Raw genomic sequence first — 12,453 nt, forward strand, 5'->3', positions numbered from 1 at the left:
CAGCCACTATGGAGGAAGCAATAATGACCACCGAATTCCTGATTACGGCCTTGATTGTCTGCCTTTTGCCAGGAACTGGCGTGCTTTACACCTTGGCGATCGGATTGGGGCGCGGCTTTAGAGCCTCGATTGCTGCCGCCTTCGGCTGCACAATGGGCATCATTCCAGCCGCGTTGGCTTCGATTGTCGGCCTTGCCGCGATTTTCCACACCAGTGCCCTGGCCTTTCAGCTCCTCAAATACCTTGGCGTTGCCTATCTGCTGTATATGGCCTGGACGATGCTGCGCTCGGGTGGAGCCATGAGCTTGGAAGCTGATCGCGCCGCTGTGCCCATGGCCAAGGTGGCTATAAGCGGTGCGCTGATCAATGTGCTCAATCCCAAGCTCAGCCTGTTCTTTCTCGCCTTCCTACCTCAATTCGTCTCGGTGGAAGCGCCCAATGCGACGGCGACGATGCTCTTGCACGCCGCCGTCTTCATGGCGATAACCTTTGTCACCTTCGTCGGCTATGGCGCATGCGCCGCCCTCGCGCGAGACTATGTCATCTCGCGGCCGAACGTGCTCAAATGGATTCGGCGCAGCTTCGCGGCAACCTTCGGGATTCTCGGACTGCGCCTCGCCTTGTCCGATCGTTAGGAGAAATATCGCATGCGCATCGCCACCTGGAACATCAATGGCATCAATGCGCGGCTACAGGCCGTTCTCGCCTGGCTGGACGAGGTGAAACCCGATATCGTGGGCCTGCAGGAGATCAAATGCCTCGACGAGAACTTTCCGCGCCTCGAATTCGAGTCGCGCGGCTACAATGTCGAGACCTACGGCCAAAAGAGCTTCAACGGCGTCGCTCTGCTGTCGAAACTTCCTTTCGATGAGGTCCATCGCGGCCTGCCCGGCAATGACGAGGATTCTCAGTCCCGCCTGATCGAGGGCGTGTTTTCGACTGAGGACGGCGGCGTGGTCCGCGTCTGCAACATTTACCTGCCCAACGGCAATCCGGTCGATAGCGAGAAATTTCCCTATAAGCTCGGCTGGATGGATAGGCTCTACGACTTTGTCGAGCAGCGTCTTGCTTATGAGGAGCCGTTCATCCTCATGGGCGATTTCAATCTTATCCCCACCGGCAGTGACTGCCATGACCCCAAGGCTTGGTGGGGCGACGCCCTTTTCCGGCCTGAAAGCCTTGAAAGGTGGCGCCGGCTAGTCAATCTCGGGCTCACCGACGCCTTGCGCGCCACAACCGACGAGCAGGCCTTTACCTTCTGGGATTTCCAGGCCGGTGCATGGCGCCGCAATGCCGGCATCCGCATCGACCACCTGCTGCTTTCACCTCAGGCAGCCGATCGGCTGAACGGCGTCAAGATTCACAAGGATACACGCGGCTGGGACAAGCCTTCAGACCACGTTCCAGTGGAGGGCGATTTCGCTCTCGTCGGGTTCTCTAAGAAGGCGGCCTGAGACTTCCCAGGCCGAGATCTTAAAATCCGGCGAACTGGCCCCCAATGGTGTCGGCCGCCGTCAGCGCTGCCTCGGCATCGGCTGGATCGGCGCTCGCCATTGCTGCATCGGTCAATTCACGGATCCAGCCTTCATCGGGCGTCCCCAGGGCTCCACGCAAGGCGATATTGAGCCACATCAGCCCCTCAGCCGGCTGCGCCACAATTCCCTCGCCCCTGACCAGGAGTTCGCCGAGCCGCGCCTGGGCACCCGGATGCCCCTTGCGGGCCGCCAATGACAGCCAGCGAGCCCCTTGCAGCGGGTTCACGCCAAGTTCGTCGGGGGTAAGGTACAGCATCCCCACCCGGTACTGCGCATCGGCATCGCCGAAATAGGTCGCCGCATGCATCAGGAGCGTGTGCCCGCGTGAGGCATCTTGCGGAATGCCCGCATCGGGCACCCCATGCATGAAATAATCGCCAATCTTGACGAAGGATTGCGCGACAATGTCTGCATCCAGCGAACTTGGGGGCGCGTCGGCATTCTCGTTGGCAATGCGCGAAAAATATTGGAAAGCCTTGGCCGGATCTTTTTCGACGCCCGCCCCGGTCTCATACATGGTTCCGAGCTGCCACAGCGCGATCGGCTGGCCGGCCGATGCCGCACCCTCAAGCGCCGAAACCAGATTGTCGCCGCTCAACTCGGTGGCATTGGCACCATCGAGCATTTGAGCGAGTTCCTGGGCCGCGTCGAGCGCGCTTTGCGCTTGAGCAGGCAACACCGCGCCGATCGCAAGTAAAGCCGAACAGGCCGCAGTCAGAGCGAACGCGGCACTCCTTACACTGGACATCACACACCTTCTCGCGCCCCGGACCAGCGCCTGTCGCGCATGCTCTAGCGCGCCCGCCGCGTAGCCGGGAAACTTTACCGTATCGAAATGGCCGGCAGATCGTGCGTCCGCCGCCACCCTGTTGCTTTTTATATTGTTTTTTGTTCTGGCGGCCCGCTGTGCCCGTTCGGCCACCGTGATGCACCGAATGGCGTTGCTCGCCACCTGGACCGCGATTGGCGGTCCTTTTACGTCATTGGAGGCAGAATAGCGGTCCATTGTGTCCGCATTAAAGCAAAGGCTTTTTGCGCGAACGGCCAGATTTTCAGCCGCGAGGACCGAAAAATCACTGCAATGGACTGTGCCGGTCGTCATCTACCCTGCTCCTTGCCCGCTGGCGGAAAGTCCTTTCCGCATCCGGGCCTGACTGGCAGGCATAGGCTTTTTGAAAGCGCAACACACACTGCGCCCCACATTGCCATATCCGCCCACCACCATCCGTTGTCCGGCTGGTTTAGGGTAAGATTGTGGCGCAGTCCCTTAGCAAACCGTGACCGCGCAATCCGCAGTCACGAGTCTTATGCGCATGTAGCAAAATTGTCACAAGAGCAGGGATCGAGCCAATCAGGAGAGACTATCGAGCGCTTGGCTAAGCTTCTCCCGTCGCGCTTGCGCCTCGGCCAAACGCTCCTTCTGCTCCTCGATAACTTCCTCTGGCGCCTTGGCGAGAAACTGCTCGTTTCCAAGCTTTTTCTCCAACCCGCCAATTTCGCCATCAAGCTTTTTCACGTCCTTTTCCAGCCGCTGCCGTTCGGCGGAAATGTCGATGAGATCGGCAAGCGGAAGCCCCCAATTGGCTTCGCCAACGACGAACTGCGCCGAGTTTTGCGGAATGGCCGCGTCGGTCTCGATTGTCGAAACACGCGCCAGCCTCTCGATCGCCGCCCGATGGGATGCGATGCGTTCTACCGTCGCCTCATTCGCGCCGACGACCACCAGCGGCACCTTGGCACCGGCAGGAACGTTCATTTCGGTGCGCACCGAACGGATCGCCGAAATCACCTCGATCAGCCAATTGAGTTCGGCTTCTGCCGCCGGATAGGCGATGGCGTCCAGTTCGGGCCAGTCGGACAGCATCAGGTATCCATCCCGCGCCGGGCCAACCTTGCCGGTTTCCGCCCACAGCTCTTCGGTCACAAACGGCATGAATGGGTGCAGCATTTTGAGGATCTGATCCAGCGCCCAGGCCGCCGTCGCGCGTGTTTCGCCCTTGGCCGCCGCGTCGTCGCCGGAAAGAGTTGGCTTGGCCAGTTCCACGAACCAATCGCAGAACGTACCCCACACGAAATCATAGGCGTGATTGGCAGCCTCGTTGAACTTGTAGTCCTCGATCGCCTGCGTCACATTCGCCGCGGCCCGCGACGTCGCGCCTGCAATCCATTGATTGAGCGAATCCGAGAGCGCCGCCGGATCGAACCCTTCGACCCGCACGCATTCGTTCATCTCGAGGAACCGCGCCGCGTTCCAGAGCTTGGTGACGAAGTTCCGGTAGCCTTCCACCCGCGAGGTGGCAAGCTTGAGGTCCCTGCCCTGCGCCGCCATTGCCGCCAGCGTGAACCGCGTTGCATCCGCGCCATAGGCGTCGACCAGTTCCAACGGATCGATGACGTTGCCTTTCGACTTCGACATCTTCTGGCCCTTCTCGTCGCGGACCAGCGCATGCACATAGATCGTCTCGAAAGGTTCTTCACCCGTAAATTCAAGACCCAGCATCATCATTCTGGCAACCCAGAAGAAAATGATGTCGAACCCGGTGACCAACGTCGATGTCGGATAGTAGGCCTTGAGCGCGTCGGTCTCCTTGGGCCAGCCCATGGTCGAAAAAGGCCAGAGCCCGGACGAAAACCAGGTGTCCAGCACGTCTTCGTCGCGCGTCAGCTCCACGGCCTCGCCGTAGTGAGTCTCAGCCGCTCTGCGAGCTCCCGCCTCGTCATAGTCGACGAACACCTCGCCATCGGGACCGTACCAAGCCGGAATCTGGTGCCCCCACCAGAGCTGGCGCGAGATACACCAGGGCTGAATGTTCTCCATCCAGTTGAAATAGGTGTTCTCCCAGCTCTTGGGCACGAACTTGGTTCGCCCTTCACGCACCGAGGCGATCGCTGGCTGCGCCAGCACGTCGGCCTTGACGAACCATTGGTCGGTCAGGAACGGCTCGATCACCACTTTCGAGCGGTCCCCGAACGGCTGCATGATCTTCTTGTCTTCGACCTTGACCATCAGCCCTTCGGCGTCGATGTCGGCAACGATCCGCTTGCGCGCTTCATAGCGGTCCAACCCGCGATACTCGTCCGGAACGATGTTGATCGCCGTCGTCGTCTCGTCATCGAATTCGATCTCACCACGCGCGATCGCCTGGGCGATCTTCGCCTGCTCTGCATACGAGGCCCCATCGGCGCGCATGGCGGCCTTGGTGTCGAGCAGCGAGTACATCGGAATGTTGTTGCGCCGCGCCACTTCATAGTCATTGAAGTCATGCGCGCCAGTGATCTTGACCGCACCCGAGCCGAATGTGGGATCGGGATATTCGTCGGTGATGATGGGAATCAGCCGGCGGTGCTCCTTCGGCCCCACCGGAATTTCGCACATCTTGCCCACGATCGGCGCGTAACGCTCATCGTCGGGATGCACCGCAACAGCGCCATCGCCCAGCATGGTTTCAGGGCGCGTCGTGGCGATCGATATGTAGTCGCGCTCTTCTTCGAAGATCACGTTCCCGTCGGCATCTTTCTCCACATAGGTGTAGGTCTCACCGTCGGCCAGCGGATATTTGAAATGCCACATATGGCCGTTGACTTCGGTATTCTCCACCTCGATATCCGAGATCGCCGTCTCGAACCGCGGGTCCCAGTTGACCAGTCGCTTGGCGCGGTAGATCAACCCCTTGCGGTACATCTCCACGAACACACGCAGAACCGCTTCGGAAAGTCCTTCGTCCATGGTGAACCGCTCGCGCGACCAATCGCACGAAGCACCCAGGCGCTTGAGCTGATTAAGGATCGTTCCCCCGCTCTCCGCCTTCCATTCCCAGACTTTTTCAAGGAATTTCTCGCGCCCGATCTCGCGTCGCCCCGGCTCCTGCCGCTCCATCATCTGCCGCTCGACCACCATCTGGGTCGCAATGCCCGCGTGGTCGGTACCCGGCTGCCAGAGCACATTCTTGCCGCGCATGCGCTCGAAGCGGATCAGCACGTCCTGGATGGTGTTGTTGAGCGCATGGCCGATGTGGAGCGAGCCGGTCACGTTGGGCGGCGGAATGACAATCGAATAGCTCTCCGCTCTAGGCTTGCTGCCCGCCCCAGCCCTGAAGGCTCCCGCCTCTTCCCAGGCCTGGTAAATGCGCCCCTCAACCGAAGACGGTTCGTAGGTCTTTTCGATCATCTTTGCCGATACCTGTCACACTTGATGCTTCCTGCAGAAATACCCTTCCGCGGTCTGGAAGCGCGATAGAACAAACGCTTGAACGTCCGGCGCCACGCCAAACGATCTGACCCGCTCCGGGCCTGGAGCGGGTCTGAAAAGGAATTCAGCTTCTGTGTAAAGCCAAGCCGGCGGGCGAAGTCAACCGCCGCGCGAAACCCGCTCGATCTCCTGAGCGACGATGCGCTCAACCATGGAGGGAAGATTTTCTTCCAGCCATTCCTTGAGCATGGGGCGCAACATTTCGCGGATCATCCCTTCGATCGTCAATCCGCTTGCCCCAAGAGCGAGGTCCGGCATGAGCTTGGGCGTATTGAGCTTAGAAAAAGCGCTGCGCACGGCCGCGCTCGTTGCCGGTTCGAGCAGTTCCTCGGCCAGATCGCTGCTGAGACTTGCATCCGGCATCGGAGCGGCCTGCGCGAAGCTTGCCGGCTTGGGCTCAGCCTTGGCTTGAGGCTCTGTCTCGAGCTGCGGCTCCTCGTCCCTGTCCTGTTCGAAGGCAACGTCGTCCGGAACCACCAGTTCAGCGGCGGCTTGAAGGCTCCCAGCAGATGGCATGTCTTGTTCTTCCGCCTCAGGTTCAGGCTCAGCCGGAGGCGCATCTTTGACGATCTGTTCCGGCGAAAGCGCCAAAGGCGCGACGACGTCATCGTCGTCATCACTGAACGGATCGATATCGGTGGCTACCGACATAGGTGCGGAAACCGGCTCGGGCGCCGGCACCGGCTTTAGCACGGCTGGCTTGCTCGACGGCATTTTCTGCGCCGCCGCCTCGTCGTCATCGGCGATGATCTGCCGGATCGACGAGAGAATCTCGTCCATGGTCGGTTCTTTGGATGCCGGCTGGTTCATGTTGCCCCGCTCTCTGGCGCCTCGGAGCATTTCCGAGAACGCCATCACAAACTCTCTGGCCAAGATGGCCGTTACTCGATGCTAAGCGTCCAACGGCGAAATTGTTGATTCGCTTTACAATACCTTAACGTGAGAGTTTCGCGCCCGGAAAGGGGACGACCCCACTACCCCGCGGTAATCCACGGAAAAGCGAGGTCATAAGTAGTTTATCGCAGCCCGCTCCAGGCATCGGCCTGGACCGGCGCGGTCGTAACGGGAACGATCACGTCACCTTCAACCGTGCGCGGCTGAACGGGCAGCCCCATCTGAGTGGCGGTCATCCGCCCGGTAGCCGAGAGAAGCGAATAGCTGGCCAGTGCCCGCTGCGCCTGGGCCTGGACAAGTTGCTCTTCTGCAGCCAGCAGGTCGGCGCGAGCATCGAGAACATCCAACGTCGTCGCTTGGCCCAGCTCGTTCTGTTCGATCACCGCTTCGAGCGCCAGTCGGCTGGCGGCAACGGCGGCCGTGGTGGCTTCGATCTGGGCGGTAGCGGTCTGCACCCCTGCCCAGCCGCTGCGAATCGCTTCTTCGAGCGTGTTGTAGGTGGAAAGCGACTGCAACTCGCTGCTGATGCGCGCGAGGTTGGCACGTTCGACACTCGGGTCTCGGCTCGGGGTATAGATTGGAACCGAGAGGTTGAGGCCGATCTGCGCCTGCTGGGTGACGCCATCATCCCCCGTAAACCCGCTGACCCCAGCGTTGGCGCTCAGCGAAAGCTGGGGGCCAAAGCTGGCGTCGATCTGGTCGGCCTGATGCGCGGAAGCACGCACCTGCGCTTGCGCCGCGAGCAAGGCCGGATGCCCGGTGCGCGCCGCGGCCAGTGCCGAATCGATCGAACTGGGCATGTTGGCCGTCACGAAACCGCTCGACAGCGCGCCAGGTTCACGCCCGACATTGAGCTGATAGGAAGCTTCGCTCGAAAGAAGGCTGCTGCGGGCGGCCTGGTAGGCAGCGGTCGCCTGTGCCACAGCCGCCTGCGCTTGAGCAACGTCGAGTTCGGTGCCTTCACCAAGCTCCAACCGATCCCGTGCCGATTGCAACTGGGCTTGAACGAAGCCGAGATTTTCTTCGGCAATCTGGACCAGCCGGCGGTCGCGCAGAACGTTGAAATAGGACGTGGCGGCGTTCAACAGCACCGTCTGTTCGGTATTGGCTGCCGAAAACGCTTGAGCCTCGTAAGCTGCCTGCGCGGCGAGCATCGCCGCGTCGCTGGCAAAATTATCCCAGAGATTTTGCTGGTAATTGAGTCCGATGCTGTCGCTGGTGGTGCTGCTCGTTCCCCCCATGGGCACACCACCTGGCCCCGTTGTCTCGGGCGCATTCGTGAATGTCTGATTAATGCTCAGTTGCGCGCCGATCGTGGGAAGGTGCGCGCCGCCCGCCTCGATCACATCCTGCCGCGCCGAACGCACAGCGATGAACGAGGAAGCAATTTCCGGGTTATTTTCATAGGCATAGGCCAAGGCTGAAGTCAGGCTTTGCGCCTGTGCACCCGTTGCCGTAAGCCCCAACAGCGCAACTGCGCCAAATTTCATTACGCGAAAAAACAACATAATCGCGGCCTCCAGCGCCACGCCCCCATACCTATGGGCCTGCTAGTTGGTATTCAACGCCAAATGGACGCCGTATCCAATTCTTATTGTTGGCTACATTGCATCAAGATTGCATCAGTTGTGAGTCGGCAACACCCTGAGGTGATCGCCAAGAGCGAGCTTCCGGCTGCGTATCAGAAAACGAACGCCGGCGCGGCCGCATACTTCCCCAAAACCGGCAGGCTCACATTGAACGCCGATGTTCCGCCGACTTCATCTCCGGACTTGACATAAAGATGGGCGACCGCCGCATTGCCGCTGCCCAGGACCGCGACCAATCGTCCACCATCACGAAGCTGCTCAAACAAGGCCGGCGGCACGATATCAACCGAACCTTCGAGTACGATGACGTCGAACGGTGCTTCCTTGGCGATACCGTTCTCGACCGCCCCCGCAACCACGGCCGCGTTGCCGATGTCGAGATCGGCGAGAATATCATTGGCCTTGCCGGCCAGCACTTCATCGCTCTCCAGTGCCACTACGGCATTGGCCAGCATCGAAAGCACCGCCGTGGAATACCCGGTGCCGCACCCCACATCGAGCACAACATCCTGGCTGCTCACCTCGGCCAGTTGCACGATGCGCGCAAAATCAGCAGGGGCTGCCAACACACGGCCGGGCGAGACCGGGATATCCTCGTCGCTATAGGCAAAAGCGGCTTGATGGTCGGGCACGAAACGTTCCCGCGGCACGCGATTCATTGCGTCAAGAATTCGCCAATCCGTGATTCCGCTGGTCCGCAATTGGTTGTCGACCATGGTACGGCGAGCACGTGCAAAGTCCACCATCGTTCAATGCCCCAGTCGTGAATGTAGTGCTAACAAGCTGCTCAATACCGTCGCCCGATACCCTGCGCAAGCTTTACCGGATCGCAAGTTTCGGCGCAGCCGCGACAAGGGCCTTGGTATAGTCATGCCGTGGGGCGTCGAGCACCTCCTGCGTCGGCCCCTCCTCCACGATCCGCCCGGCCTGCATCACCAATACCCTGTCGGTAATGGTCCGAACGACCTCAAGATCGTGGGCGATAAAGAGATACGCGATTTGCGATCGCTGCGAGATATCCGCCAGAAGATCGAGCACCTGTGCGCGGATTGAAACGTCCAGCGCCGAAACAGCCTCATCGAGCACGATCAGCGCCGGCTCGACGATCAGCGCCCTCGCAATCGCGATCCGCTGGCGCTGGCCGCCGGAGAATTCATGGATATATCTCTGTGCGGCCTCAGGGCCGATTCCAACCGCATCGAGTGCCCGCGCCACCAGCCCGTCCCGCTCCGCTCCCCGCGGCGCGTCATCTCCCAGCAGATGCAGCGGCTCAGCAACGAGCCGAGCCACCTTATGGCGCGGATCGAACGAACCGTAAGGATCTTGGAAAACCATCTGCATGTCGCGCAACCTTAGCCGCGCCGCTCGTCCCGCCGAGCTTATTGTCTGCCCCGCAAATTCGATCCGCCCTTCGGACAGTGCATCAAGCCCGAGAATGGTTCGCGCCAGCGTCGATTTCCCACTGCCGCTCTCCCCGACCAATCCCACGCTTTCCCCGCGCGCCACCGTCAGCCCCACGCCATCCAACGCCCGGAACGCCCTACGTGCCCTCAGCCGCAGGCCGTGTCCAAGCGGGTAGTCCTTGACTGCCCCATCAACCCGCAACAGAACCTCTCCGCCCGTCTTCCGCACCGGCCGGCGCGGAACATGCGTTGTCGCAGCCAGGAGCGTCTGCGTGTACCGCTGCTGCGGTGCCCCGATCAGATTGGCCGCAGGCCCGGTTTCCACGACTTGCCCGGCCTGCATCACTGCAATCGTGTCGGCCATCCGCGACACCACGGCGAGGTCATGAGTAATCAGCATCAGCGCCATGTCGTCGGTGCGCACCAGGCTGTGGAGCAGATCGAGAATCTGCGCCTGCGTCGTCACATCGAGTGCCGTTGTCGGCTCATCGGCAATCAGAAGCTTCGGTCGCAACGCGATGGCAATCGCGATCCCCACCCGTTGCCGCTGCCCACCGGAAAGCTCGTGCGGATACCGGTCGGGAGCGATGCTGGCCAGTCCCACCCGCTCCAGCGTCTCCACTGCCAGCGCCCGCGCCTCTTTCTTCCCCATACGCCGATGCACACGGACAGTTTCGGCGACTTGGTCGCCGATGGTCATCAATGGATTGAGCGCGGTCATCGGCTCTTGGAAGATCATGCCGATCGCCTGCCCGCGCAGTGCGTCCATCTCCTTTTCGCCCGCAGCGGCTAGATCCTGTCCCTCGAATAAAATCCGTCCCGTCCGGGCAGCGCCAGACGGCAGCAGTCCCATGATCGATAGCGCCGTTAGTGATTTTCCCGAACCCGATTCCCCGACCAGCCCAAGCACCTTTCCCGCGCCGATCTCAAGCGACACCCCGTCGAGAATCGGTACGCCGCCGATCGCAAGCCTCAACTGTTTGATTTCGAGAAGGCTCATGCCGCCCTCACGCGCAAACGTGGATCGAAAAGGTCGCGCAAGCCGTCTCCGAGCAGGTTGAGCCCCAGCACGGAAAAAACGATCGCAAGCCCCGGCACCAGCGCCACATGCGGAGCCAGCGCGATCATCGTTTGTGCCTCCGCCAGCATCCTGCCCCAACTCGGTAGCGGAGGTTGCGCCCCAAGCCCCACATAGGCCAGTCCCGCTTCGGCCAAAATCCCGAGCGAAAACTGAATCGTGGCCTGCACAATCAACATGTTGGCGATATTGGGCAGGATGTGTTCGAGCGAGATCAGCGCCCCGCCCTTGCCCGCCAACCGTGCCGCCATGATGAATTCGCGCTGCCACACCGACAGCGCCGCCCCGCGCGTCAGCCGCGCGAATACGGGTATGTTGAAAATCCCGATCGCGATGATCGCGTTAATCACCCCCGGCCCGAACACCGCAGTGATGAGGATGGCAATGATCAGCGCCGGAAACGCGAAAACCAGATCGTTCCCACGCATGACCACATCATCGATCCATCTGCCCGACTGTGCCGCGGCAACCAGCCCCAGCGGCACGCCAACCGCCATCCCCAGCCCCACGGCTACAAGCGCAACCGCGATCGAGGTCCGCGCGCCAACGAGAATCATGGAAAACATGTCGCGTCCGAAATGATCGGTGCCCAGCCAGTGTTCTCCCCCAGGCGGCTGCAACCGCGCTCCGACTGAAATCTGCGTGACATCGAAAGGCGTCCAGACCAGCGAGACCAGCGCCATTGCCGCCAACACGCCGGTCAGCACGGCTCCCGTTTTGAGATTGAGCCCCGCCCGCCTCAACGAACGGTCCGCCGCAATCGCGGGTCGATGGCCGCATAGCCGATATCGACGAGGAAGGTCACGACAATGACCGCGAACACCAAAATCATCACCACCGAGCGCACGACGATCAGATCTCTCGACGAAATCGCCTGGAAGGCCAGCCGCCCCAATCCCGGCAGATAGAAGACGTTCTCGATGATGATGGCGCCGGCCAGAAGAAAGGAAAACTGCAATCCCATAATGGTCAGCACCGGAATCAAGCCGTTGCGAAACGCATGCCGCCACAGCGCCTGCCGGCGCGAAAGCCCCTTGGCCCGGGCGGTCCGCACATAGTCCTCATCGAGCGTATCGATGAGGCTCGAGCGCATCACTCTTGCCAGGATCGCCGCCTGCGGCAGGGCCAGGGCAATGGCGGGAAGCGTAAGCGCCGCCAGCGCCGCTCCCGGGTCCTCCCATCCTGGAAACCCGCCCGAGGAAAACCAGCGTAGCGTCACCGAAAACAGCAACACCAACAGCATGGCAAACCAGAAATTGGGCAGCGCGATGCCGACCTGCGCCAGTCCCATCGTGCCGAAATCGACCGCCGTGTCGCGCCGACTCGCCGCGAGCGCGCCGAGCGGAATGCCGATCAGCATCGCCAGCGCGAGCGCATAGATGGCCAGCGGCAGCGACACCCACAGCCGCGCGCCGATCAATTCGGCCACGGGGACGCGGTAGGTGTAGCTGATTCCGAAATCCCCATGCATCATGCCGCCGGCCCAGTCCCAGAACCGCACAAGGACCGGGGCATCCAACCCCAACTGGCTCCGCAGCGCCGCCAGAGCTTCAGGCGAAGCGTTCAGGCCGAGCATGAACCGGGCGGGGTCTCCGGGAAGCACTTCGAGCACGAAAAAGATAACCACGCTGGCCACGGCAAGGCTGACCGCCAGCGAAACCAGTCGCCGCAGGACGAAGCTCACCATGGCGCCGCCCCAAGGGCT

The 12,453-nt window shown here is 61.2% G+C and carries 10 protein-coding genes; 2 read left to right on the forward strand and 8 right to left on the reverse strand.

The features are described from left to right. Window positions 1-23 precede the first annotated feature (23 nt). Both NO934_RS17635 and xth read left to right on the forward strand, forming a co-directional pair. Window positions 24-635, forward strand: a complete 612-nt coding sequence (locus NO934_RS17635; protein ID WP_309161311.1) for a LysE family translocator — start codon at window positions 24-26, stop codon at window positions 633-635. A 12-nt stretch (window positions 636-647) separates the two neighbouring features. Then, on the forward strand, window positions 648-1,454 hold the full coding sequence (xth, locus tag NO934_RS17640; RefSeq protein WP_309161313.1) for an exodeoxyribonuclease III: 807 nt from the start codon (window positions 648-650) through the stop codon (window positions 1,452-1,454). A 19-nt stretch (window positions 1,455-1,473) separates the two neighbouring features. Here the strand turns inward: xth and NO934_RS17645 are convergent, their stop codons facing one another. The 8 genes from NO934_RS17645 to NO934_RS17680 all read right to left on the reverse strand — a co-directional run bounded on the left by NO934_RS17645 (window position 1,474) and on the right by NO934_RS17680 (window position 12,435). Continuing rightward, complete coding sequence (locus NO934_RS17645) at window positions 1,474-2,283, reverse strand: tetratricopeptide repeat protein (protein WP_309161315.1); 810 nt, start codon at window positions 2,281-2,283, stop codon at window positions 1,474-1,476. A 603-nt stretch (window positions 2,284-2,886) separates the two neighbouring features. Further along, the gene (locus NO934_RS17650) at window positions 2,887-5,703 is read right to left on the reverse strand and encodes a valine--tRNA ligase (protein ID WP_309161316.1); all 2,817 of its coding nucleotides are present in this window, start codon (window positions 5,701-5,703) and stop codon (window positions 2,887-2,889) included. Window positions 5,704-5,883: 180 nt separating this feature from the next. Beyond that, a complete protein-coding gene (locus NO934_RS17655; protein ID WP_309161318.1) occupies window positions 5,884-6,594 on the reverse strand; it encodes a DUF2497 domain-containing protein in 711 nt (236 codons plus the stop codon). Between the two features lie 206 nt (window positions 6,595-6,800). Next, window positions 6,801-8,186: a TolC family outer membrane protein gene (locus tag NO934_RS17660; protein ID WP_309161319.1), complete on the reverse strand. Its 1,386-nt coding sequence runs from the start codon at window positions 8,184-8,186 to the stop codon at window positions 6,801-6,803. A gap of 173 nt (window positions 8,187-8,359) precedes the next feature. After that, window positions 8,360-8,983, reverse strand: coding sequence for a protein-L-isoaspartate O-methyltransferase (locus NO934_RS17665; RefSeq protein WP_309161320.1), 624 nt, complete (start codon window positions 8,981-8,983; stop codon window positions 8,360-8,362). A gap of 103 nt (window positions 8,984-9,086) precedes the next feature. After that, window positions 9,087-10,670 carry a dipeptide ABC transporter ATP-binding protein gene (locus NO934_RS17670; protein WP_309161321.1) on the reverse strand — a complete coding sequence of 528 codons (1,584 nt, stop codon included), beginning with the start codon at window positions 10,668-10,670 and terminating at the stop codon, window positions 9,087-9,089. After that, window positions 10,667-11,431 (reverse strand): ABC transporter permease, encoded by a 765-nt coding sequence (locus NO934_RS17675; protein ID WP_309163758.1) that lies wholly within the window; start codon window positions 11,429-11,431, stop codon window positions 10,667-10,669. The genes NO934_RS17670 and NO934_RS17675 overlap by 4 nt, the downstream gene beginning before the upstream one ends. 56 nt (window positions 11,432-11,487) lie before the next feature. Next, window positions 11,488-12,435, reverse strand: coding sequence for an ABC transporter permease (locus NO934_RS17680; RefSeq protein WP_309161322.1), 948 nt, complete (start codon window positions 12,433-12,435; stop codon window positions 11,488-11,490). Window positions 12,436-12,453: the final 18 nt, after the last annotated feature.

This window comes from Pelagibacterium sp. H642, assembly GCF_031202855.1.
Classification (GTDB): Bacteria; Pseudomonadota; Alphaproteobacteria; order Rhizobiales; family Devosiaceae; genus Pelagibacterium.

Coding starts and splice junctions, on each gene's coding strand:
- NO934_RS17635 (WP_309161311.1), top strand. CDS start 24: ATGACCACCGAATTCCTGATTACGGCCTTGATTGTCTGCCTTTTGCCA.
- xth (WP_309161313.1), top strand. CDS start 648: ATGCGCATCGCCACCTGGAACATCAATGGCATCAATGCGCGGCTACAG.
- NO934_RS17645 (WP_309161315.1), bottom strand. CDS start 2,283: ATGTCCAGTGTAAGGAGTGCCGCGTTCGCTCTGACTGCGGCCTGTTCG.
- NO934_RS17650 (WP_309161316.1), bottom strand. CDS start 5,703: ATGATCGAAAAGACCTACGAACCGTCTTCGGTTGAGGGGCGCATTTAC.
- NO934_RS17655 (WP_309161318.1), bottom strand. CDS start 6,594: ATGAACCAGCCGGCATCCAAAGAACCGACCATGGACGAGATTCTCTCG.
- NO934_RS17660 (WP_309161319.1), bottom strand. CDS start 8,186: ATGTTGTTTTTTCGCGTAATGAAATTTGGCGCAGTTGCGCTGTTGGGG.
- NO934_RS17665 (WP_309161320.1), bottom strand. CDS start 8,983: ATGGTCGACAACCAATTGCGGACCAGCGGAATCACGGATTGGCGAATT.
- NO934_RS17670 (WP_309161321.1), bottom strand. CDS start 10,670: ATGAGCCTTCTCGAAATCAAACAGTTGAGGCTTGCGATCGGCGGCGTA.
- NO934_RS17675 (WP_309163758.1), bottom strand. CDS start 11,431: ATGGCGCTGGTCTCGCTGGTCTGGACGCCTTTCGATGTCACGCAGATT.
- NO934_RS17680 (WP_309161322.1), bottom strand. CDS start 12,435: ATGGTGAGCTTCGTCCTGCGGCGACTGGTTTCGCTGGCGGTCAGCCTT.